Origin of the sequence: Plantibacter sp. 2H11-2, from assembly GCF_050031945.1 — a bacterium.
Classification (GTDB): domain Bacteria; phylum Actinomycetota; class Actinomycetes; order Actinomycetales; family Microbacteriaceae; genus Plantibacter; species Plantibacter auratus.
The window spans coordinates 400,902-423,087 of sequence record NZ_JBNBBL010000002.1 but is presented as its reverse complement, the minus strand read 5'-3'; the positions used below and the strand labels follow the sequence as shown (position 1 = coordinate 423,087).

Below are 22,186 nucleotides of genomic sequence, written 5' to 3'. Positions count from 1 at the left end.
GCCATCACCATGCACGACACCGACCACAGCACCGGCACGATCGACCACACCACCCCCGCCAGGGCGCGCACCGACGACCCGAACGGCGTCGGCGGCCGTATCGACGACAACGACGGCAACGACGGCAACGACGGCAACGACGGCAACGACGGCAACGACAACGGTACCGACGGCCGCGGCAACGGCAACGGCAACGGAAGCAGCAGCAGCAGCAGCAGCAGCAGCAGCAGCAGCGTGGGCCCCGGCGGCGGCACCGTCACGCCCGCAGGTCACGCTGGCGACGCCGCGTCCGACACGGGCCGTGCCGCCGTTCCGGCCGTCGACGAGGTCGCCGCGGCAGCAGCCGCGGCCTCCTCCGAGCTCGCATCCACGGTGCCCTCGACCCGGGCCGCCTGGCTCGAGGCCGTCGCCGACGCCCTCGACGCCCGGGTCGACGAGCTCGTCGCACTCGCCGACGAGGAGTCCCACCTCGGAACCACGCGCCTCACTGGCGAGGTCGCGCGGACGACAGGCCAGCTGCGACTGTTCGCCGCCGTCCTCCGCGACGGGGCCTTCCTCGAGGTCGTCATCGACCACGCCGACGCCTCCGCCACCCCGCCCAAGCCGGAGCTGCGACGGATGCTCCGGCCGACGGGACCGGTGGCGGTCTTCAGCGCGTCGAACTTCCCGTTCGCGTTCTCGGTCGCCGGCGGCGACACGGCGTCGGCGCTGGCTGCCGGATGTCCGGTCATCGTCAAAGCGCACTCCGCCCACCCGCGGCTCTCGCGGCTGACCGCGGCGATCGTGGTCGAGGCGTTGCGCTCGGCCGGCGCCCCGGACGGCACGTTCGCGCTCGTCGAGGGTCGTGAGCAGGGCACCGCCCTCGTGCAGCACCCGGCGATCACCGCAGTCGGGTTCACCGGCTCACTCGTCGGCGGGCGCGCCCTGTTCGACCTGGCGTCGCAGCGGCCGGCCCCGATCCTCTTCTACGGCGAGCTCGGCAGCACGAACCCGGTCGTCATCACCGAGGCCGCACTGCAGGGCGAGGCGGCGGCGGAACTCGCGCGTGGGCTGGCGGCGTCGTTCACCCTCGGTGTGGGGCAGTTCTGCACGAACCCCGGCCTCGTCCTCGTGCCGAGCGGCAGCGGGTTCGCCGAGCTCGTCGCGCAGGCCGCGGCGGACACCGTCGCCGGGCGCATGCTGACGCCGGGCATCGCCGAGGCGTATGCCGCGGGCACCGCTCGCGCCGCCGGCCATCCCGGGGTGCGGACGCTCCTCGGCGGCGAGACGGCGGCTGCGGATTCCGGCGTTCCGACCGTCCTCGCGACCACCGCCGCGACGGTGCTCGACGCGCCCGACGTCCTGCTCGAGGAGATCTTCGGGCCGGCGACGCTCGTCATCGAGGTCGCGGACGACGCCGAGCTGCACGCGGTCCTGGCCGAGGTCGGAGGCGCGCTCACCGCGACCGTGCACGCGGCGCCCGGTGAGGACGTCACCGGTCTCGTGTCACGGCTCGAGCCGATCGCCGGCCGGGTGCTCTTCGGTGGCTGGCCGACGGGTGTCGCGGTCGGCTGGGCGCAGCACCACGGCGGACCGTGGCCGGCGACGACCTCGCTCCACACCTCGGTGGGCGCGTCGGCGGTGCGCCGCTTCCAACGTCCGATCGTCTACCAGGACGCACCCGAGCGTGTGCTCCCCGAGGCCCTGCACGAGGCGAACCCGCTCCGTCTCCCCCGCCGCGTCGACGGCGTCCTCGAGCTCCCCGACGCAGCCCGCGCCTGACCGCCGTCCGGTCCGTCCCCAACTCAGGACTCCCCCGGCGTGCCGCCCCAACCCGGGCACGACACACCCGAGGTCTCCTGAGTTGGGGACACTCCACCGCCCACGTTCACAACTCAGGACGCACCCGGCGCGCCACCCACCCAGCCCCGTCCCACACCCCAACACGCCGCAACCATCCTGAATTGCGAACACCGCAACCACCGTCCCTAACTCAGGGCTCCCCCGGCGCGCCGCCCCAGCCCAGCCCCGGCACACCGGACATCTCCTGAGTTGGGGACACTCCACCGCCCACGTTCACAATTCAGGACGCACCCGGCGCGCCGTGCGCCACAGCACCCGCCCCGGGCCCAACACGCCGCACCTGTCCTGAATTGCGAACACCGTGACCACCGTCCCCAACTCAGGACTCCCCCGGCATGCCGCCCCAGCCCAGCCCCGACACACCGGACATCTCCTGAGTTGGGGACACTCCACCGCCCACGTTCACAATTCAGGACGCACCCGGCGCGCCGTGCGCCACAGCACCCGCCCCGGGCCCGACACGCCGCACCTGTCCTGAATTGCGAACACCGTGACCACCGTCCCCAACTCAGGACTCCCCCGGCGCGCCACCGTAACCGCGACACGACACACCGGACGACTCCTGAGTTGGGGACGAATACCAGGGCGAGTCAGGCGAGGGTGGCGGCGAGCCAGGTGCGCAGCTCGGCCTGCATCGGTGCCGACCAACTGTGCGGTTCGTCGTGGAAGGTGCCCGTGTAGGCCGAGTGCTCGGCACCGACCCGGTACCGCTCCATGAGCATCGCGTGCGCTTCACGCATACCGGCCGGCTCGAAGAGCTCGTCGCGCTCGGCGTACTGGACGAGGAGCGGCAAGCGGGGGCGCAGGGATGCGAGCTCCGGCCAGTCGCCGACCCGTGACAGTCCTGGTGAGAGGAACGACCACGAGTGCTGATCGGCGTGCCCGTCGAGCACACCGTCAAACGTCGACATCATCGCGACCACGCCCGCAACACGGATCCGGTCGTCCATGGCTGCGAGCAGAACGGCCCGGGCACCGCCACCGGAGAGACCGAAGCACGCGACGGCTCCGGAACGGACCCCGGGCGCGGCCGCCAGCTGGTCGAGCGCGATGAGGTCGTCGCGGAGGACGAGACCGGCGAGCGAGGTGCCCAGGACGCCCAGTTCCTTCGCGAGCTGCGGCTCGTTCGCCGCCGCGAGGAGCTCGGACCGCTGCCCAGGCGACACCGCCGCGACCTCCATCCCGCGTCGGATCGACTCAGCCCGACGACCGGCGAGCTGCAGGTCGACGGTCCGATGGAAGCGTTCGGCGACGGCCTCGTCCGGGATCCGACGGGAGCCCCACCCGAACGCATCGTGGACGAGCACGGCGAACCCGTCGCGCGCGAGGTCGGACGCGACGGCGCGGCCTCCGTAGTAGCGGTCGCGGAACGCCTGCAACTCCTCGCGCGTGACGGCCGAGGTGGCAGGGACACCATCGGGTCCGTCAGCGAGTTTCTCCCGCCCGACGCGTGTGAACCCACCGTGGTCGTGCAGCGCCACCGCACCCGGGAGCACGCCCGTCTCGCCGGCCGGCCGTAAGAGCCACGCCGACGTCGACGCGCCGAACCCGGTCGACCAGCGGAGTTCGACCCCGTCGACGCCGTCGCGGGTCCAGCTGCCGAGCTCCTCGGGCGGTTCGGGCTGCGCCGGTCGTGGGAGGACACCGAGGACCTCGGCGAGGCGCGTGCGCGTCCTACCGAGCGACCGGTCGCCCGGGTTGCTCTGGTGCGGGGATGCGCGGAAGCGAGCGGCGAGCGCCCGCAGACCGGGGTCGCGCGCAGGTGGCGGTGTGACCGGTCGGGACCGCACTTCGACGGGCTCGGCGACCGGGACATGGTCCACGACCGGGACGTGGCTAACGACCGGGACGCCGACCGGTACGGGACCGTTCCGCAAGGCAGCATCCGGGACCGGGACCGACCCTGTCCGGGACCGGACCTCGACAGGCTCGGCGACCGGGACGGACTCGGTGATCGGGGCGGGCTCGGTCACCGGCTCAGTGGCCGGGGTCGACCCGACGTCCGCGTCAGTGCCGGTGCCGGCCTCCGGGCCGGAGCTCACGGCGCGATCGTCGCGACCGGACGCCCGGTCAGCAGCGACTCGTTCCCGGCGATGCCCACCGAGATCGCGCGCACGCCGTCGTCGTAGCCGGCGGGCCGTCCCAGTTCGTCCTCGGTGACGCGGTCGAAGAGGTGCCGCAGCAGGAATGCGTCGCCGCCGCCGTGTCCGCCGACGCCCTCGGGGATCTCGATCTCCCGGGCCTCCTCCCAGTGGCGTTGCAGCACGAGGCGTTCCCCACGCGAGCGCACCGGCGCGACGGACGCGACGCCGTCCGCGGTCTCGCCGTCGCCGCTCAGGCTCGGGTCGAGGACGACGCGCCCGTCGGCCCCCACGAGCACGGCGGCGCGCTCCACGACCTCGAGCTCGACCCGGCCCTCCGTCCCGTTGATGGCGACGCGATACCCCTCCCACGGCGCGTGGGCGTTCAGGGAGTAGCTGAGCGAGGCGCCACCGTCGTACTCGACGAGGACGGACAGGTTGTCCTCGATGTCGATCCCGGGCGAGAAGACGTCGCGGTCGCGTAGGTACCCGTCGTGCTGCTCGGCCCGCAGGTAGAGCGACTCGAGCCGCGGGTCGTCACGGAGGTCGAGGGCGAACGGGTCGTTCGAGCGCCCGCGAGCCGCCGCCTCGGCGTCGTCCGGCACCGATCCACGCCCGGGACGCCCCGCGAGCCCGCGCTCGGCCGCGTTGGCGTCACCGTAGAAGCGGAGTCCTCCGGTGGCGTAGACGGAGGCCGGCCGAGCCCCGATCCACCAGTTGACGAGGTCGAAGTGATGCGACGCCTTGTGGATGAGGAGCCCGCCGGAGTGCTCCTTCTCGCGGTGCCAGCGACGGAAGTAGTCGGCGCCGTGCACGGTGTCGAGCACCCACTCGAAGTGCACGCTCGTCACCCGTCCGATCCCACCGTCCTGCACGATGCGGCGCAGCTCCGAGTTCCGCGGGCTGTACCGGTAGTTGAAGGTCGTCACGACGTTCCGGCCGCTCTCGGCCACGGCCGCCGCGATGCGCTCGACACCCTCGCGATCGATGGTGAGCGGCTTCTCGACGACGACGTCGGCGCCTGCGAGGAGCGCGCGCGAGACGATCTCGGCGTGCGTGAAGTCGGGGGTCGTCACGATCACCCGGTCGACGCGCTGCTCGGCGATGAGCCGCTCGACATCGTCAGGGCCGTATCGAGCCGGCAGCGGGACACCCTGCTCGGCGAGGACCGCCTCGTAGTGGTCGAGTCGGCCGGGGTTGCTGTCGCTCCAGGCGACGAGCTCGGCGACGTCGGCGTGCGGGCCGACGATGGCGTCGAGGTACATCTGCGAGCGGTGTCCGGTGCCGATGAGGGCGTAGCGTTCGCGGGTCGTGGTCATGCGTATGGGTCCTTCCGGGTCGGTGCGGCGGGCGCTGTGGTCGGCGCGCTGTCGTGGTGATCGGCACGGCCCGAACGCGACCGTTCGAGCGCGTCTCGACCTGATGCGGCGAGCGCCGCAGCCCGACCGTCACCGGCTGGACCGTCGGCGACGACGACGGCGTAGCGGAACTCGAGGGTCTCGCCGGCTCCGAAGGGCAGTTCCTCACTGAAGAACGGGGCCGGGCAGAGGCCGGCGAACTCCTCGGTGCGCGCGAACCACTGCGGTGGGTGCGCGGGGTTCCGCTCGTCGTCGACGATGACGATGCTCGACGCCGCGGCCGTTCCGTCGTGGAGGCCGGTGAACCCCATCCACGCGTGGCGGGTGCCGCGGAGCTCCTCACCGCCGCTCCCGTCGGGGGTGTGCAGGGTGCCGCCGGTGAAGGATCGCGGGCCGCGCCAGAAGAGCCCTCCGTAGCCGGCGTTCTCCCGCCCCTTCGTCGTGGGCGATCCGATCGACAGGTCCCGGCCGGAGACGTTGCGCATCCGGGTCTCGAAGGTCAGCGTCCAGTCGCCGGCGGCCGGTCGCACGGTGAGCGCGCGCTCCTCGTCGACGAGGTGCCGACCGTCCTCCGTGATCCACCTGAGCGTGTGCGCGAACCGCACCTCGCCCGGGTCGGCACGGGCGTCCGTGACCGCGACGTGCTCGGAGCGACCGTTGTTCGCGAGTTGTTCGTAGGCGGTCCCGGTGAAGGTCGGGCCGCCCCAGAAGTTGTCGTCGCCGACGTGCGGGAGGGCCCAGGCGATCCCGGTGTGCCAGACGTGGTCGTGCGGTTTGGCCAGGGTGACGAGTGCTCCGCCGGCGGTCCGCACCGGGTGGAGATACGGCTTCGGCGACTCGCGCTGGACCGTGTCCGGACGGTAGGTGTACCGCAGGATGTCGATCCCGTCGAGGTGCACGGTGATGGCCGAACCGACCTCGTGCGTCAGCGCGAGACCGGTCGGACGGGGGCGGTGGTCGGTGGTCACGGGATCCCCTCGGATGAAGCGGTGGTGGAGCTGCCGATCGACCGGCTCGGGAACGGACGTCGTTCCCGAGCCGGTCGAGAGGCTGTGGCCGGATCAGCCGGCTGCGACGGCGGCCTTGAGGTCCTTGATGAACCCCTCGGCGGCCTGGTCGGGCGTGTTCTTCCCGAAGAGGACCTGCTCGGTGTACTGCTTGACGAGCGCCTCGATCGCGCTGCCACCGGCAGGCGTGACGGTCGGCGGCTCACCGATGTCGTCGGCGAGCCCGTCGAGGAACTCGACGACCGCCTGGTCGGTCTCGGCCAGCTTCGGCGTGATGTATTCGCGGATCTTCGTGTTGGCCGGGACGCCGCGCTCGGTGAGGAGCGAGTCGGCCGCGGTCTCGCTGTTGGCGAGGAAGTCGATGAACAGCGCCGCCTCGGCGGGGTGCTCGGTCCGGGCGGACGCCGACCAGTACATCGACGGCTTGTAGTAGGCGGAACCATCGGCGCCGCCGTCCACCGTCGGCACCCGCAGGAGCTCGAGCGGCGACCCGCTCGCCTCGGTCAGGGCCGTCAGCTGGCTGTTCCACCAGGGGGCGAACGCGGCCGAGTTGGTCGCGGTGAAGGACTCGGCGAGCCCACCGGCCTGCTTCTCGATGATCGCGGAGGGCGACGGCGTCGCTCCCGAGTTCACGAGGTCGAGGAGGTAGGTCCACCAGGAGGACAGGGTCTCCGGCTTGATGGACACCTCGCCCTTGTCGTTGTACAGCTCGTCGCCGTGCTGACGGGCCCAGTTGTTCAGGCCGCCGTCCTCGAAGCCGAAGGGCTGGAAGCCGTAGATCGATCCGCCACCGGCTGCCGAGACCTGCTCGCTCAGCTCGGTGAAGTCGTCCCACGTCCAGGTCTCGTCGTCGGGCATCTCGATGCCGGCTGAGGCGAGGAGGTCGGGGTTCACGACGAAGGAGTAGCTCGTGATGCCCGAAGGGACGCCGTAGAGCGAGTCGTTGACCGTGCCGGACGTCAGCGTCTCCTTGGGGAAGTCGCCGAGGTCGAGCTGGTCGGTGACCGTGTTCAGGTCGAGGAGCGCGCCCCGGTCGCCGTAGGTGGCGATGTACTTCTCGTCCATCTGGATGATGTCGGGGGTGTCGTTCGCCGCCGTCTCGGTGGCGAGCTTGTCCCAGTAGCCGGCCCAGTCCGTGAACTGCGGCTCGATGGTGATGTTCGGATACTCCTTCTCGAAGGCCGCGATGACCTCCTGGGTGGCCGCCGTACGGGCGTCGTTGCCCCACCAGGTGAAGCGGAGGGTGACGGGCTCGTCGGACAGTTCGGTGGCGGCGTCGCCCCCGGCGCTGCAGCCGGCGAGGAGGAGGGCCGCGACGGCTCCCGTCGCGATGAAGCCGGCGGCTCTGCCGTGCTTGCTGATGCTCATGCTGTTCCCTTTCGAATCGATCGATCCGGATCCGGAGCTGCTGGATCCGGTGGTGCTGGGTCTGGTGCTGGTGGTCTGGTGCGGGTGCTTCGGTGGTGCTGGTCGGTGGGTCGGGCCTCACTTGCCGCCGGTCGTCGCGATGCCCTTCAACAGGAACCGCTGACCGAACAGGAAGACGAGGAAGATCGGCAGGAGCGAGACGACACTCATCGCGAACATCGGCCCCCACGAGGTGGAGGATTGCGCGTCCATGAACGCCCGGAGGGCGAGCGGCACCGTGTACATCTCCGGTTTCGTCAGGTAGAGGAGCTGGCTGAAGAAGTCGTTCCAGGTCCAGATGAAGGTGAAGATGGCGGTCGTCGCGAGCGCCGGCACCATGAGCGGCAGGATGATGACTCCGAAGATGCGGGCGTGACCGCAACCGTCGATGCGTGCCGCCTCGTCGAGTTCCTTCGGGATGCCGCGGATGAACTGCACCATGAGGAAGACGAAGAACGCGTCGGTCGCGAGGATCTTCGGCAGGATCAGCGGCAGGTACGTGTTCACGAAGCCGAGCTGGGAGAACATGATGTACTGCGGCACGATGATGACGTGGATCGGCAGCATGAGCGTCATGAGCATCGCCGCGAACCACCAGCGCTTGCCGCTGAACTTCAGTCGGGCGAAGGCGTAGGCGGCCATCGAGCAGGACACGAGGTTGCCGACGATGCAGCCGAGGACGATGAGCACGGAGTTCAGCAGGAACACGTGGAACGGCTCGGAGAGGGTGTTCCAGCCCTCGCTGTAGTTGCTCACCTCGAAGCTGTCGAGGACGATGCCGGGGTTCCGGAAGATCTCCTCCGTCGGGCGGAGCGAGGAGACGACGAGCCAGATCACCGGGTAGAGCATGATGAAGCCGACGAGGATCAGGCCGATGTGCTTCAGGACCGACTTCCAGGGCGACCACCCACGAGCGCGGCGGTACTGGCGTTCGGCTTCCTTGGCCTCGCGACTGCGGTTCTTGCTGTCCGTCGTGATGGACCGTGTGGTCAGCGTGTCAGTCATCGTAGTTCACCCAGTATTTCGAGGCCCAGAAGTTGATCGCGGTGAAGACTCCGATGATGAGGAGCAGGAACCAGGCCATGGCCGAGGCGTAGCCCATGTCGAAGTTCGAGAAGCCGCGGTTGTAGAGGTACAGCGTGTAGAAGAGCGTCGAGTCGGCCGGGCCGCCCGTTCCGCCCGACACGATGAAGGCCTGCGTGAAGGCCTGGAACGCGTGGATGATCTGCAGCACGAGGTTGAAGAAGATGATCGGCGTGAGCAGCGGCAGGGTGATCTTCGTGAAGCGCTGCCACTTCGTCGCGCCGTCCATCTGCGCCGCCTCGTGGTACATGACGGGGATCTGGCGGAGACCGGCGAGGAAGATCACCATCGGTGCGCCGAAGGTCCACACGTTGAGCGTGATGAGCGTGGAGAGGGCGGTCGACGGGTCGGCGATCCAGCTGCGTCCCTCGATCCCGAAGATCGCGATGAACTGGTTCACGAGGCCTTCGCCGCCGAACACCTGCTTCCAGAGCACCGCGATGGCGACGGAGGAGCCGAGGAGCGACGGCAGGTAGTACACGGACCGGTAGATCGCGAGGCCGCGGAGACCTCGGTCGAGCAGGGCGGCCAGGGCCAGGGCCGCGGCGAGTTGGAGCGGCACCGACACGAAGACGTACACGAAGGTGACGCCGAGCGAGTTGTGGAGGCGCTCGTCGCCCATCATGCGGATGAAGTTGTCGAGGCCGATGAACTTCGGCGCCTGCAGCAGGTTGTACTTCGTAAAGGACAGCGCGAGCGAGGCGACCATCGGACCGACGGTGATGACGGCGAGTCCGATGAGCCACGGGAGAAGGAACAGGTAGGCGGCCTTGTTGTCGCGGCGGTTGTCCTTCTTGATGAAGGCCTTCTCGGCCGCCGTCTGCGGGCGTTTGCCGGCGCTGAGCTTGCGGAGCTCGCCGAGCGCGCTCACCGAACACCCCTCGCGAGTGTCGTCCTGGGCGCTCCTGGAGTTGCACGGACCACGTCGGACCTCCTTGTCGATCGTCGTTGATGACTTCCCGGAAAGCGTTTCCCGGCTGAGCTGCATCAAGTTCTATCACGGCCCCGTCGAACGATGCAACGATTCAATCCGCATCCGTGTCCGATCTGTGATCACCTGCGACCGAATCGGTTCGAACGCTTGCCTTGACCGCGCGCGCCGTTCTACAGTGACCCGGTAAACGCTTTCCGGATGGCCCGCAGCCGCCGGGACCGGAACACGAACCAGAGGAAGAGCCACCGTGTCAGAGCAGACCATCGGGATCATCGTCAACGGCGCCACCGGGCGCATGGGCTACCGGCAGCACCTCGTGCGCTCGCTGCTGGCCATCCAGGAGCAGGGCGGTGTGCAGCTGTCCGACGGCACCCGCCGCCAGATCGAGTTGATCCTCGTCGGCCGCAACCAGGGGACCCTCGACGAGCTCGCCACGCGGCATGGCATCGAGCACACCTCGACCGACCTCGACGCGGTCCTCGCCGACCCCCGCTGGGACATCTACGCCGACTTCCTCGTCACGAAGGCCCGCGCCACCGCGCTGCGCAAGGCGATCGCGGCCGGCAAGACCATCTACACCGAGAAGCCGACGGCGGAGACCTTCGAGGAGGCGCTGGAACTCGCACGCCTCGCCGCCGAGGCCGGTGTGAAGAACGGCGTCGTGCACGACAAGCTCTACCTGCCGGGGCTGCGCAAGCTCAAGCGCCTCATCGACTCGGGCTTCTTCGGTCGGATCCTCTCCGTCCGTGGCGAGTTCGGCTACTGGGTGTTCGAGGGCGACTGGCAGCCGGCGCAGCGCCCGAGCTGGAACTACCGGGCCGAGGACGGCGGCGGCATCGTCGTCGACATGTTCCCGCACTGGAGCTACGTGCTCGAGAACCTCTTCGGTCGGGTCGAGTCGGTGTATGCGAAGGCGACGACGCACATCCCCGAGCGCTTCGACGAGCGGGGCGAGGCCTATGCGGCCACCGCCGACGACGCCGCCTACGGGGTCTTCGAGCTCGAGGGCGGCGTGATCGCCCAGCTCAACTCCAGCTGGACGGTGCGCGTCGACCGCGATGAGCTCGTGCAGTTCCAGGTGGACGGCACGCATGGCTCCGCCGTCGCCGGTCTCTTCGGTTGCAAGGTGCAGCCGCGGAACGTCACCCCGAAGCCGGTGTGGAACCCCGACCTCGCCGACGACCACGACTACGCGGGCGACTGGCAGGACGTGCCGACGAACGACGTGTTCGAGAACGGCTTCAAGACGCAGTGGGAGGAGTTCCTCCGCCACGTCGTCGAGGACGGCCCATACGAGTACGACCTCCTCGCCGGCGCGCGCGGCGTCCTGCTCGCGGAGCTCGGCCTCGAGAGCTCGCGCACCGGCCGCCGCCTCGACCTGCCCGAGGTGACGCTCGGAAGCACGGGCGACACCGCTGGCGCGGACGAGGAGCTGGCGTCGCTCGAGGCCTCGGTCGCACGATGACGTCCGTCCCGCTGCTCTCGACCGACGGCACGGTCACCGCGCTGGAGCTCCGCGAGCCCGTCGTGGCCGAGCGCCCGACCACGCCCCTGACGAGCCGCACCGCCTACGCCGCGGCGCACGTCGTCCCGACGGCCTGGGGCGACAACGTGCCGGGCGCGCCCGCCGAGCTCGACTGGGACGCGACGCTCGCCTACCGCCACCACGTGTGGTCGTACGGCCTCGGCGTCGCGGACGCGATGGACACCGCCCAGCGGAACATGGGGCTCGACACCGCCGCCACGCGCGAGCTGATCACCCGGAGCGCCGCCGAGGCCGCCTCCGTCGGCGGCGCGCTCGTCGTCGGCGTCAACACCGACCACCTCGCCGACGAGACCGTCTCGCTCGACGCGGTCGCCGACGCCTACCTCGAACAACTCGCGTTCGCCGAGGACGCGGGCGCCGGGACCGTGCTCATGGCCAGCCGACACCTGGCGAGGGCCGCGCAGTCCGCCGACGACTACCGTCGCGTCTACGACCGGGTCCTGTCGGCCGCGCAGTCGCCGGTGGTCCTGCACTGGCTCGGCACGGCGTTCGACCCGAGCCTGGAGGGCTACTTCGGCTCAAGTGACGTCGCCGAGGCCTCGGACACGCTGCTGCGCATCATGACCGACAACGTCGACCACGTCGCCGGGGTCAAGATGAGCCTGCTCGACGCCGACGCGGAGATCGCCGTCCGGCGTCGGCTGCCGTCCGGCACGACGATGTTCACCGGTGACGACTTCAACTACGTCGACCTCATCGCCGGTGACGCCGAGGGCCACTCGGACGCGCTGCTCGGTGCGTTCACCACGATCGCTCCGGCCGCGTCCGCCGCGATCCAAGCGCTCGACGCCGGCGACCCGGCCGCCTACGAGCGGATCCTCCGACCGACCGAGGCCCTGTCGCGGCAGATCTTCGCCGCGCCGACCTACTACTACAAGACGGGCATCGCCTTCCTCAGCTGGTTGAACGGCCACCAGCCGGCGTTCTCGATGGTCGGCGGCTTGCACGCGGCCCGGAGCCTGCCGCACCTGTCGGAGATCGTGCGCCTCGCCGACGCGGCCGGGACACTCGAGCACCCGGAGCTCGCCGCCGAGCGTTGGACGGGCCTGCTGCGCACGGCCGGTGTCGTCGGCACGCTGACCACGGCGGGAGGAGCCCGATGAGCGGCACCGCCCTTCGACAGGCTCAGGGACCGGCGGGACAAGCCGAGGGACCGGCGGGACAAGCTCAGGGAGCGGTGAGCGGCCACCTCACCCCGCACCCGCGACTCTCGGTCAACCAGGCCACGATCAAGTACGCCACCCTCCCGGAGGCGGTCGCAGCCGTCACGGCGGCCGGTGTCACGAGCTTCGGCGCCTGGCGCGAGCCCGTGCAGGAGTACGGCGTCGCCGCCTCGGCGAGCCTCCTCACGGACAGCGGCCTGCGTGTCTCGAGCCTGTGCCGTGGTGGCTTCTTCACCATGCCCGAGGGGCCGGCTCGCCGGACGTCGATCGACGACAACCGGACCGCGATCGACGAGGCCGCCGCCCTCGGCGCACCGGCCCTCGTTCTCGTGGTGGGCGGCCTCCCGGCCGGATCCCGTGACCTCATCGGCGCCCGCGAACTCGTCCGAGACGCGATCGGTGAGCTCACCGACCACGCGCTCGAGTCCGGCGTGCAGCTCGCCATCGAGCCGTTGCATCCGATGTACGCCTCGGACCGCGCGGTCGTCTCGACGCTCGGTCAGGCCCTCGACATCGCCGAGCAGTTCGCTCCGGAGGCCGTCGGAGTGGTCGTCGACACCTTCCACATCTGGTGGGACCCGCAGGTGCTCGAGCAGATCGCCCGCGCGGGCGCGACCGGTCGGATCTCCAGCTACCAGGCGTGCGACTGGGCGACGCCGCTCGCCGCGGACGTCCTCCTCTCCCGGCACTATCCGGGCGACGGCGTCGTCGACTTCGGCTCGCTCACCCGTGCCGTCGAGGCGGCGGGGTACACCGGCGACATCGAGGTCGAGCTCTTCAACCAGGACATCTGGGACAGCCCGTTCCAGCAGGTGGTGGATCGCACCGTCGACGCGTTCCAGGCGACGGTCGTCCCGCACCTCGACCACGACGACGCGATCCACCACCCCTGATCGCCGCGGCCGCCCTGTGGCAGAGTGTGTCTCAGCAGCCGCCAGTACGAAGGAGCGCCATGTCGGTCGACGAGCACCGGGTGACGCCGGTCCCACCGACGCTGCACGACGTCGCCCGTGAGGCGGGGGTCTCCCTCGCCACCGCGTCGCGCGCGCTCAACGGGAGCACCCGGACGGTCAACGAGACGTTCCGTCGGCGGGTCCTCGACGCCGCGCTCCGGCTGAACTACACGCCGAACCTGTCGGCCCAGGCGGTCGCGAAGGGCCTGTCGTCGACGATCTCGCTCCTCGTGAGCGACATCGCCGACCCGTACTTCTCGTCCATCGCGGCCGGGGCCATCCGCGCGGCCGACGAGCAGCGCATCGCCACGACCATGGCCGTCACGCACCGCGACCACGAGCGCGAACTCGAACTCGTACGGGTGCTCCGCGGGCAACGGCCACGCGCCATCATCCTGACGGGCAGTCGCTGGGACGGGGTCGCGTCGGAGCACCGGCTGTCGGATGAGCTCGCGGCCTACGAGTCGACGGGCGGACGCGTCGTCCTCGTCTCGCAGCGGACGCTCCCGTTCGCCACGGTGCAGCTCGGCAACGCGACCGGTGCCCGCGAGCTGGCCCGGGAACTCGTCGGTGCCGGGTACCGCCGCTTCGCCGTCATCGCCGGAGACGACCGCCTGCTGACCTCCCGCGAGCGGGTGAGCGGGTTCGCGGAGGGTTTGGCCGAGCACGGCATCGCGATCCATCCGTCGAGGATCGTCCGGGCCGAGTTCACCCGCGACGGCGGGCGCCAGGGTGCCGCCGAACTCCTGCAGCTGGGACTCGACGACGTCGACCTGGTCTTCGCCGTCAACGATGTGATGGCGATCGGGGCGATGTCGGCGTTCCGCGCGGCCGGACTCCGCCTTCCCGAGGACCTCGCGGTCGCCGGCTACGACGACATCGCGACCTCCCGCGACGTCACCCCGGCTCTCACCACGGTCGCTGTGCCGCTCGAGGCGGTCGGTGAGCACGCCGTGCGGCTGGCGCTCGACCCGGCGACGGACAGCACGACGACGGAGCCCGTCGGCGCGACGGTCCTCCTCCGCGAGAGCACGCCGCCGCGCGCCTGACTCGCCAGTCCGTCTCCTCCCCCGGGGCGTTCACCGGGGCACAACTCCTGCAGCTCGCCCCGATCGGGGCGTGCAGCGTCCGGCTCAGTGGCCCTGGGGCCATGCAGCAGGAGTTGCGGACAGCAGCACGCCCTGGGCCTGGTGTCCTCGGAAGGGGACGCGTTCGCCTCCGCACAGCCGAGGTGCGCACTCGTTTCCCGCGCACAACTCCTGCTGAGGGCGGCAGGGCCGCCTGACACGGCGCCGTCAGCCGGGTTCCGGTGCCCGTCCAGCAGGAGTTGTGAACGCGAGACAGCTGCTAGTCGGCGACGTGCTCCTGGAACCACGGCGTGTAGGCGGCGATCTTGGTGCGGTGGCCGGCGCCGGCGACGAGTCGCTTGACGTGCTCGCGGACATTGACCGTCGCGACACCGATCACGGTGACGCGGTCGAACGGCACGGCGTCGGCGACGAGCACCTCCGCGCGTCGGAGGGCCGCGGGGTCCTCGTCGGTCGCGAAGCGCTGCACCATGCGGTCGGCGGTCATCGCGTTCGCGCCGATGCTCGTGAGCACGTGGGAGGCGTCACCGTCGGCGACCACGACCCGCGCGCGGGAGGGCCGGCCGGTGTCGGCGTCGAACTCGCCCGGGTGCACGGCTGCGCCGTCGATCGTGGTGACGAGCACGACGTAGTCGTTGACCGATGACGCGAACGCCTCGGCGGACAGGCGGACGTCCTGCTCGCCCGCGCGGATGCCCGCCCAGAGGTCGGCGTCCGGGGTCAGGAAGAACGGGACGAAGTCGGCGGGCGTGAGGTCGTCGGTGCCGGCGAGCACCATCGTGCGTCGCGCCTCGCGGTGGCTCGCGGCGGCGATGTCGACGACCGGCCCGTCGGGGAGCGCCGGGGAGGCCACCGGCAGGATGCTGCCGGTCTCGAGGATGCGCTCGAGATTGCGGATGTGGGTGACGTGGTACAGCCGCTGCTCACCGACGCGCACCACGGGCAGCGCTGCCGCCGCCTTCGTCACCGTCTTCGTGGTGGCCGCGGTCCGCACGCGGGTCGGGGCCGGCTCGCGGAGCGAGGGAGCGACCGTCGACCGACGGACCTTGGGAGCGGGTGGTTCAGCGACCGGCACCTCGCGGGGCGGCGGCGGGAAGCAGGTCGCGCAGAGGCCGTTGTCGAAACCGTGTTTGCATTCGTCGCTCAAGAGAGTCCTTCTGCAGTCCGGCTCCGAGACACGAGGAGCGGGTCACTGGGGGGACGAGCCGAGACGTACGCATCAAGGGTACGCGGCTTCCGCACCCCTCGTGCACGCGGGCACCCTCAGGCCAGCCCGCGCTGCGCCCGGAACCCCCGGACGCACGACACGGCGAGTGATCCGAAGAACGCCGCCATCAGCACCGGGAGCAGCCAGGGCGCCATCCACGCGGGCACGCCGAGCCAGGTGGTGAGTGCGACGACGGAGATGAGCGCGGCGGTCGCGATCGTCAGATTGCCCAGCAGTCGCCCGGTGGCGTCCAGCGTGGCAGCCGTCACCTCCGGACGAGGCGACAGTTGCGTGGACCACGTCGATGCAGTGGTCGGTGGGTGGGGGTCGACATCCGATCGGGTCGTGCCGGCGAGCGGCAGGCAGGCGGCGACGATCCAGAAGATCGCCACGACCGCGGCCCCGATGATGACCGGCAGCAGGAACCCGCCGAGACGCTTGTCCGACCAGGCGTCCGGCTGGAGTGCGGCGTCGAAGTGCACCGGCATCGGATCAGGAGCAGACGGATACACCACCAGGCCGACGACCAGCGTCGCAGCGACGATGACGAGTGCGACGAGATGCGGCCAGACCGGCGGTCGGCGAGGGGGCCACTCCGGGCGAGTGGTCGTCGGGTCCTGCATCCCACTCCTCATCTGCGCGAGCACCCTGGCGCGCACCCCAGGAATATCTGCATCAATCATACCCGATGCCCTGGTTCTCCACCTCGGGCCCGCCGCCTGGACACTGCAGCGATGCGTGGGCGACGCTACCCCCCACGCACCGCAGCACTATCCAGGCGGCGTCGTCTCGGCTCACCCGGTCGCGGCTGGCTCCGCTGGTCGGCTCACCCGACGCGCGACGACCACCGCCACGACACCGGCGACCAGCGCGATGGCGAAGCATCCGGCGAACGCGATCCCGCCGGGAGCGACCCAGGCCAGCCCTGCGAACGCCCCGGAGCCGTCGAGTGCCGTGAACGCCAGCCCGGTCGCCGCGAGCGCGAGGGCACCGCCGATCGCGTCGCCGATCGACATCGCCGCACTGTTGAACCCCTGCGAGCGCTCGTCGGAGTAGGCGAGCGTCATGACGCTGAGGCGCGGGAACATGAGGCCCATGCCGCCGCCGCTCACCACCCAGGCGACGATCGGCACCACCGGCGGCAGGCCGACGAGGGCGGCGGACAGGGCGATCGCGACGGCGACCGTGACGAGTGACGACCCGATCTGCACGGCGTTCGCATTCGACAGCCGGTCCCCGAGGCGCCCCTGCAACCAGGACGACAGCGACCACGCGATCGCCCCACCGGTGAGCGCGAGTCCGGCGAGCGCCGGCGTGAGCCCGTGCTCGCGGGTCAGCAGGTACGGCACGTACACCTCGGCGCCGAAGAACGCGGCGGAGGTCAGTCCGCGCACCAGGATGACCGTCGGGAGCCCGCGGCGTGCGGTGAGCGTGCCGAGCGGAATCAGGGGGCGGAGGGCGAGGATCGCGACCACGGCACCGACGACCGGGAGCGCCCAGGCGATCCATCCCGAGAACTCCGTCGAGAGGTTGACCGCGAGGACCGCCGCCGCGACGAGCACCGCCCACCCGAGTCGACGCAGCTCCGCGCCCGTGCGCGCGACGGTGGCCACCTCGCCGCTCTCCTTCGCTGACTCCTGCTCGGCGGCCTGCCGCTCCGCGCGTTCGGTGGCGGAGGCGCGCAGCATCCGGAGGGCCGGCAGGAGGAGGAGCGTCGCGACGACCACGAGGCCGACGACCCCGAGGAAGACCCAGTGCCAGCTGAACCGCTCGGCGACCACCCCGGCGAGGAACGGCCCGATCAGGGAGGGGACCACCCAGGCGGCTGCGAACCCGGCGAAGATCCGCGGGTGCAGGGCCGGTGGGTAGATGCGGGCGACGAGGACGTACAGGGCGACGGTCATCGCTCCCGAACCGAGGCTCTGGACGAGGCGTCCAGCGACGACGGCCCACATGGTGGTCGCGGTTCCGGCCAGGAGGAGACCGATGAGGAACAGGACGACTGACGCGAGCAGCGGCTGGACCGGACCGATGCGGTCGGCGACCGAGCCCGCCGCGACCATGCCGATGACACTGACCGCGAGCGGGCCGGCGAAGGCGAGCGCGTAGAGCTGCTCGCCGCCGAGTTCCCCGCTCACGAGCGGCATGATCGTCGTGACGGCGAGGGACTCGAAGGCGCCGAGGAACACGAGCGCGCACGCACCGATGGTGACGAGGACGAACCGGCGGCTGAAAATCCCACGGTCGCGGGGCGTCGGGTCGGCTCCGGTCACTGGCTCGGGGGTCGTCGCTGTGGTCACGATTCCGAGCCTAGAACCTCAACGTGACTTGAGGTCAAGCGCTGACGAACCCCTGCCCGTTCACCATTCAGGACGTGCCCGGCGCGCCGTCGCCGATCGACGGGTTCGGCGCAGGACGCGCCGCAGCCTTCCTGAATTGCGAACGAGCCGGGACCGCCCGCTAGTGCTTGGCGCTCGCCTTCAAGACCTTCGCGAGCGCGCGGTCGAGGTCGGCGATGAGGTCGGCGACGTCCTCGATGCCGACCGACAGCCGGACGACGTTCTCGGGGACCGCCAGCTCCGTGCCCTTCACCGAGGCGTGCGTCATCTGCGCCGGCAGGCCGATGAGCGACTCGACGCCGCCGAGCGACTCGGCGAGCGCGAACAGCTTCGTCTTCTCGACGAGGCGGGTGGCTGCAGCCGGGCCACCGACGAGCGCGAGCGACAGCATGCCGCCGAACCCGGACATCTGGCGGGCAGCGAGCTCGTGACCGGGGTGGCTCTCGAGGCCCGGGTAGTAGACGCGCTCGACGGCGACGTGGCCGTCGAGGAACTCCGCGATCGCCTGCGCGTTCGCACTGTGCTGGCGCATGCGCACCGCGAGGGTCTTGATGCCGCGGGTCGTGAGCCACGCGTCGAGCGGGGCCGAGACCGCGCCCGCGGCGAACTGCACGAAGCCGAGCTGCTCGGCGAGCTCGTCGTCGTTCATGATGATGGCGCCACCGAGGACGTCCGAGTGACCGCCGAGGTACTTGGTCGTCGAGTGCACCACGATGTCGGCCCCGAGCGAGAGCGGCTGCTGCAGCGCCGGCGAGGCGAAGGTGTTGTCCACGACGGAGAGCACCTCGTGGCGGTGCGCGAGGGCCGCGAGTGCCGCGATGTCGCTGATCTTCATGAGCGGGTTGCTCGGCGTCTCGACCCACAGCAGCTTCGTGCGGCCAGGGATGATCGCCGCTTCGACGGCCGCGAGGTCGCCGAGGTCCACGACCGTGTGCTCGACGCCCCAGGCGCCGTGCACCCGGTTGATCAGCCGGTAAGTACCGCCGTAGACGTCGTTGCCGATGACGATGTGGTCGCCGGGGCGGAGTGCCGTGCGGATGAGCGCGTCCTCGGCGGCGAGGCCGGAGGCGAAGGAGAAGCCGTGCTTCGCACCCTCGAGCGCGGCGAGCTGCGTCTCGAGCGCCGTGCGGGTCGGGTTGGCGGAGCGGCTGTACTCGTAGCCGCCGCGGAGCCCGCCGACGCCGTCCTGGACGAAGGTCGACGTCTGGTAGATCGGCGGGATGATCGCCCCGGTGGTGGGGTCGAACTCCTGTCCGGCGTGGATGCTGCGGGTGGCGAAGCCGTGGTCGTGCTTGCTCATGGGTGACTCTTTCGGTTCAGGATTCGGGGAGGTGTCGGGGTGGGCGACCGGTCGGACTGGCCCGGTCACCGGGGTCGGGCGCGGTCGGGACATCGCCCGGACTCCGCCCACACGACCTGCATGCCGCCCACGCTCAACCCGCCAGGTAGGTGAGGAGGTCGTGCCGCGTGATGACGCCGATCGGCTTGCCGCCGTCGGTGACGAGGAACGCCGGGGCGGAACCGAGCGCCGCGCGCGCCGCCGGGATGGACTCACCGAGACCGATGAGCGGCAGCGGGTCGCCGACGAACGCGCTCGCGGCGTCGTTCATCTTGGCCGCGCCGCTGAAGACGGCGTCCATGAGGCTGGCCTCGTCGATCGCACCGACGACCTCGCCCATCACCACGGGCGGCTCGGCGCTCAGCACCGGGAGCTGCGAGACGCCGTACTCGGTCATGATGTCGACGACGTCGCGGACGGTGTCGCTCGGGTGCACGTGCACGAGGTCCGGCATCTCCGAGCCCTTGCCACGGAGGATGTCGCCCACCGTGCGGTCGTCGGCGACCTCGCTGAAGCCGTAGGACTGCAGCCAGGAGTCGTTGAAGATCTTGCCGAGGTAGCCGCGCCCGCCGTCGGGCAGGAGGACGACGACCACGGCCGACGCCGGGAGGTCGCGCGCCGCGACGAGGGCCGCCTGGACCGCCATGCCGCTGGAGCCGCCCACGAGCAGTCCTTCTTCGCGGGCGAGGCGACGTGTCATCGCGAACGACTCGGCGTCGGTGACGGCGATGATCTCGTCGGGGATGGAGGGGTCGTACGCGGTCGGCCAGAAGTCCTCGCCGACGCCCTCGACGAGGTATGGACGCCCGGTGCCGCCCGAGTAGACGGAGCCCTCCGGGTCTGCGCCGATGATGCGCACGCCGCCCTCGGAGACCTCCTTGAGGTACTTGCCCGTCCCGGAGATGGTGCCTCCGGTGCCGACGCCCGCGACGAAGTGGGTGATCTCGCCCTCGGTGTCGCGCCAGATCTCGGGACCGGTCGACTCGTAGTGGCTGCGCGGCCCGTTCGGGTTCGCGTACTGGTTGGGCTTGAACGCGCCCGGGATCTCGGCGGTGAGGCGGTCGGACACGCTGTAGTACGAGTCGGGGCTGTCGGGAGCGACGGAGGTGGGCGTGACGACGATCTCCGCACCGTAGGCGGTGAGCACGTTCCGCTTGTCCTCGCCGACCTTGTCGGGCAGGACGAACACGCAGCGGTACCCGCGCTGCTGGGCGACGAGGGCGAGGCCGACGCCGGTGTTGCCGGAGGTGGGCTCGACGATCGTGCCGCCCGGCTTGAGGTCGCCCGACGCCTCGGCGGCGTCGATGATGCGCGTCGCGATGCGGTCCTTCGAGGAGCCGCCCGGGTTGAGGTACTCGACCTTGACGAGCACGGTGGCCGCGATGCCCTCGGTGACCCGGTTGAGCTTGACGAGGGGCGTGTTCCCGATGAGATCGAGGACGGAGTCTGCGTAGTTCATGTCTGCAATCTGTTCCTGTGGTGCGTCACCGCACGACTCTCGCGTGCGTCACCGGATGGCTGGGGCGGCTGAGGCGGCATCCCGGGCAGGGACGGTTCAGCGGGGACAGCAGGAACACGACAGGCGGAGACGCATGCTGACCACCCTACCCGGCGAGTGCAGGGAACGCAGCCGGATGACGGGGCCGATCCGACGTCAGTGGATCGCGACGAGTCGCTGCCGCGGACCGAGTGCCGAGACAGCCGAGGACACCAGCCGGACGGCGAGGGTCAGCACCATGAGGACACCGATGACCGTGAGCACGACCGCGGCGAGCAGCAGCACCGCGACGAGCGCCGGGAGCCGGCGCAACGCGAGCTCGGCCGGGCGACGACGGGGTGTCCCGTCCGCCCCGGGCGCGTCCAGGTGGCCTTCGCCCGCCATGGCCGCTGCAACGAGTTCGAGCGTGGCGCGCGCGCCGGATCCGAGCCGTGTTGTCGAGGTGCGCAGCGCCTGGGACATCACGTGGCCCTTCTCGTCGGATGGATCGGTGTTCGCGGGTGCGAGGACTCGACCGTAGCAGTCGGGTGCCCTGTTCGGGGGTGCCGGTGCCCATTCTGCCAGGCGGGCGTGAACGCGCGGTGGCCTGCCGGCGGCCGCATGATGGACGCGCACCACGCTCCCTAGACTGGAGGCATGACCGTCTCCGGCCTCTCCGCCGTCTCCCAGGACTACCTCAAGACGATCTGGACGACCTCCGAGTGGGCCGACGAGTCGGCCACCGTCAAACTGCTCGCGGATCGCATGGGCGTCCGTCCCGCGACCGCCTCCGACGCCGTGAAGCGACTCGCCGCCCAGGGACTCGTCGTGCACGAGCCCTACGGCAGCATCGAGCTCACCCCCGCCGGGCAGGCGCACGCGGTCGCGATGGTGCGGCGGCACCGGCTCATCGAGACCTTCCTCGTCGAGATGCTCGGCTACGGCTGGGACGAGGTCCACGATGAGGCGGAGATCCTCGAGCACGCGGCGAGCGACACGATGATCGAGCGCATCGACGCCGCGCTCGGCCACCCGATCCGCGATCCGCACGGCGATCCGATCCCTTCTGCCGACGGCACCCCGCACCGCCCGGACGCGGTCCGGTTGAACGAGGCGCCGTCCGACAGCCCGCTGACGGTGTGTCGCATCTCGGACGCCGACCCGGAGACCCTCCGCCATCTGAGCACCCTCGGCATCGTCCTCGACACCGAACTCAGCGTGGACGACCACCGGGCGTTCGCGGGCGAACTGGAACTCCGGCTCACCGCCACCGGCACCCGCCTCACGCTCGGTCGCCTCGCCGCCGACGCCGTCTGGGTGACGGTCGTCGCCTGATCGCCGGCATCTCCGTTCGCCGATGTT

The 22,186-nt window shown here is 70.8% G+C and carries 18 protein-coding genes; 6 read left to right on the top strand and 12 right to left on the bottom strand.

Annotation, left to right across the window (positions count from 1 at the left end; genetic code table 11):
• Nucleotides 1-9: 9 nt before the first annotated feature.
• The gene (locus tag ACQG07_RS06395) at nucleotides 10-1,761 is read left to right on the top strand and encodes an aldehyde dehydrogenase (NADP(+)) (RefSeq protein ID WP_426737775.1); all 1,752 of its coding nucleotides are present in this window, start codon (nucleotides 10-12) and stop codon (nucleotides 1,759-1,761) included.
• Nucleotides 1,762-2,432: 671 nt separating this feature from the next.
• Here ACQG07_RS06395 and ACQG07_RS06390 read toward each other — a convergent pair.
• From ACQG07_RS06390 to ACQG07_RS06365, 6 genes are all read right to left on the bottom strand, one after another.
• Complete coding sequence (locus ACQG07_RS06390; RefSeq protein ID WP_426737774.1) at nucleotides 2,433-3,884, bottom strand: acetylesterase; 1,452 nt, start codon at nucleotides 3,882-3,884, stop codon at nucleotides 2,433-2,435.
• The gene (locus tag ACQG07_RS06385; RefSeq protein ID WP_426737773.1) at nucleotides 3,881-5,242 is read right to left on the bottom strand and encodes a Gfo/Idh/MocA family protein; all 1,362 of its coding nucleotides are present in this window, start codon (nucleotides 5,240-5,242) and stop codon (nucleotides 3,881-3,883) included. The genes ACQG07_RS06390 and ACQG07_RS06385 overlap by 4 nt, the downstream gene beginning before the upstream one ends.
• Nucleotides 5,239-6,249 (bottom strand): PmoA family protein, encoded by a 1,011-nt coding sequence (locus ACQG07_RS06380; RefSeq protein ID WP_426737772.1) that lies wholly within the window; start codon nucleotides 6,247-6,249, stop codon nucleotides 5,239-5,241. Before ACQG07_RS06380 ends, ACQG07_RS06385 begins: the two co-directional genes overlap by 4 nt.
• A 93-nt stretch (nucleotides 6,250-6,342) precedes the next feature.
• Nucleotides 6,343-7,656 carry an ABC transporter substrate-binding protein gene (locus ACQG07_RS06375; RefSeq protein WP_426737771.1) on the bottom strand — a complete coding sequence of 438 codons (1,314 nt, stop codon included), beginning with the start codon at nucleotides 7,654-7,656 and terminating at the stop codon, nucleotides 6,343-6,345.
• A 117-nt stretch (nucleotides 7,657-7,773) separates the two neighbouring features.
• Nucleotides 7,774-8,700: a carbohydrate ABC transporter permease gene (locus tag ACQG07_RS06370; protein ID WP_079706749.1), complete on the bottom strand. Its 927-nt coding sequence runs from the start codon at nucleotides 8,698-8,700 to the stop codon at nucleotides 7,774-7,776.
• The gene (locus tag ACQG07_RS06365) at nucleotides 8,693-9,649 is read right to left on the bottom strand and encodes a carbohydrate ABC transporter permease (protein ID WP_079706748.1); all 957 of its coding nucleotides are present in this window, start codon (nucleotides 9,647-9,649) and stop codon (nucleotides 8,693-8,695) included. Before ACQG07_RS06365 ends, ACQG07_RS06370 begins: the two co-directional genes overlap by 8 nt.
• Nucleotides 9,650-10,007: 358 nt before the next feature.
• Between ACQG07_RS06365 and ACQG07_RS06360 the strand changes: the two genes are divergently transcribed.
• From ACQG07_RS06360 to ACQG07_RS06345, 4 genes are all read left to right on the top strand, one after another.
• Nucleotides 10,008-11,177, top strand: a complete 1,170-nt coding sequence (locus ACQG07_RS06360; protein ID WP_426737956.1) for a Gfo/Idh/MocA family protein — start codon at nucleotides 10,008-10,010, stop codon at nucleotides 11,175-11,177.
• Entirely contained in the window at nucleotides 11,174-12,361 is a 1,188-nt protein-coding gene (locus ACQG07_RS06355; protein WP_426737770.1) for a dihydrodipicolinate synthase family protein, read from the top strand. The genes ACQG07_RS06360 and ACQG07_RS06355 overlap by 4 nt, the downstream gene beginning before the upstream one ends.
• A gap of 74 nt (nucleotides 12,362-12,435) precedes the next feature.
• Entirely contained in the window at nucleotides 12,436-13,314 is an 879-nt protein-coding gene (locus tag ACQG07_RS06350; RefSeq protein WP_426737769.1) for a sugar phosphate isomerase/epimerase family protein, read from the top strand.
• A gap of 59 nt (nucleotides 13,315-13,373) precedes the next feature.
• Nucleotides 13,374-14,423 carry a LacI family DNA-binding transcriptional regulator gene (locus ACQG07_RS06345; protein ID WP_426737768.1) on the top strand — a complete coding sequence of 350 codons (1,050 nt, stop codon included), beginning with the start codon at nucleotides 13,374-13,376 and terminating at the stop codon, nucleotides 14,421-14,423.
• Between the two features lie 298 nt (nucleotides 14,424-14,721).
• Here ACQG07_RS06345 and ACQG07_RS06340 read toward each other — a convergent pair whose 3' ends face one another.
• From ACQG07_RS06340 to ACQG07_RS06315, 6 genes are all read right to left on the bottom strand, one after another.
• Nucleotides 14,722-15,609 carry a DarT ssDNA thymidine ADP-ribosyltransferase family protein gene (locus ACQG07_RS06340; protein ID WP_426737767.1) on the bottom strand — a complete coding sequence of 296 codons (888 nt, stop codon included), beginning with the start codon at nucleotides 15,607-15,609 and terminating at the stop codon, nucleotides 14,722-14,724.
• A 116-nt stretch (nucleotides 15,610-15,725) separates the two neighbouring features.
• Complete coding sequence (locus ACQG07_RS06335) at nucleotides 15,726-16,292, bottom strand: DUF1648 domain-containing protein (RefSeq protein ID WP_426737766.1); 567 nt, start codon at nucleotides 16,290-16,292, stop codon at nucleotides 15,726-15,728.
• A gap of 171 nt (nucleotides 16,293-16,463) precedes the next feature.
• The gene (locus ACQG07_RS06330; RefSeq protein WP_426737765.1) at nucleotides 16,464-17,969 is read right to left on the bottom strand and encodes an MFS transporter; all 1,506 of its coding nucleotides are present in this window, start codon (nucleotides 17,967-17,969) and stop codon (nucleotides 16,464-16,466) included.
• Between the two features lie 160 nt (nucleotides 17,970-18,129).
• On the bottom strand, nucleotides 18,130-19,308 hold the full coding sequence (locus tag ACQG07_RS06325) for a cystathionine gamma-synthase (protein ID WP_274500414.1): 1,179 nt from the start codon (nucleotides 19,306-19,308) through the stop codon (nucleotides 18,130-18,132).
• A 133-nt stretch (nucleotides 19,309-19,441) separates the two neighbouring features.
• The gene (locus ACQG07_RS06320; RefSeq protein ID WP_064295706.1) at nucleotides 19,442-20,806 is read right to left on the bottom strand and encodes a cystathionine beta-synthase; all 1,365 of its coding nucleotides are present in this window, start codon (nucleotides 20,804-20,806) and stop codon (nucleotides 19,442-19,444) included.
• 195 nt (nucleotides 20,807-21,001) lie between these two features.
• A complete protein-coding gene (locus tag ACQG07_RS06315; protein WP_426737764.1) occupies nucleotides 21,002-21,310 on the bottom strand; it encodes a hypothetical protein in 309 nt (102 codons plus the stop codon).
• Between the two features lie 171 nt (nucleotides 21,311-21,481).
• Between ACQG07_RS06315 and ACQG07_RS06310 the strand changes: the two genes are divergently transcribed.
• Nucleotides 21,482-22,159 carry a metal-dependent transcriptional regulator gene (locus tag ACQG07_RS06310; protein WP_079706739.1) on the top strand — a complete coding sequence of 226 codons (678 nt, stop codon included), beginning with the start codon at nucleotides 21,482-21,484 and terminating at the stop codon, nucleotides 22,157-22,159.
• The last annotated feature ends 27 nt before the right edge of the window (nucleotides 22,160-22,186 follow it).

Coding starts and splice junctions, on each gene's coding strand:
- ACQG07_RS06395 (WP_426737775.1), top strand. CDS start 10: ATGCACGACACCGACCACAGCACCGGCACGATCGACCACACCACCCCC.
- ACQG07_RS06385 (WP_426737773.1), bottom strand. CDS start 5,242: ATGACCACGACCCGCGAACGCTACGCCCTCATCGGCACCGGACACCGC.
- ACQG07_RS06375 (WP_426737771.1), bottom strand. CDS start 7,656: ATGAGCATCAGCAAGCACGGCAGAGCCGCCGGCTTCATCGCGACGGGA.
- ACQG07_RS06370 (WP_079706749.1), bottom strand. CDS start 8,700: ATGACTGACACGCTGACCACACGGTCCATCACGACGGACAGCAAGAAC.
- ACQG07_RS06360 (WP_426737956.1), top strand. CDS start 10,008: ATGGGCTACCGGCAGCACCTCGTGCGCTCGCTGCTGGCCATCCAGGAG.
- ACQG07_RS06355 (WP_426737770.1), top strand. CDS start 11,174: ATGACGTCCGTCCCGCTGCTCTCGACCGACGGCACGGTCACCGCGCTG.
- ACQG07_RS06345 (WP_426737768.1), top strand. CDS start 13,374: ATGTCGGTCGACGAGCACCGGGTGACGCCGGTCCCACCGACGCTGCAC.
- ACQG07_RS06335 (WP_426737766.1), bottom strand. CDS start 16,292: ATGCAGGACCCGACGACCACTCGCCCGGAGTGGCCCCCTCGCCGACCG.
- ACQG07_RS06325 (WP_274500414.1), bottom strand. CDS start 19,308: ATGAGCAAGCACGACCACGGCTTCGCCACCCGCAGCATCCACGCCGGA.
- ACQG07_RS06320 (WP_064295706.1), bottom strand. CDS start 20,806: ATGAACTACGCAGACTCCGTCCTCGATCTCATCGGGAACACGCCCCTC.
- ACQG07_RS06310 (WP_079706739.1), top strand. CDS start 21,482: ATGACCGTCTCCGGCCTCTCCGCCGTCTCCCAGGACTACCTCAAGACG.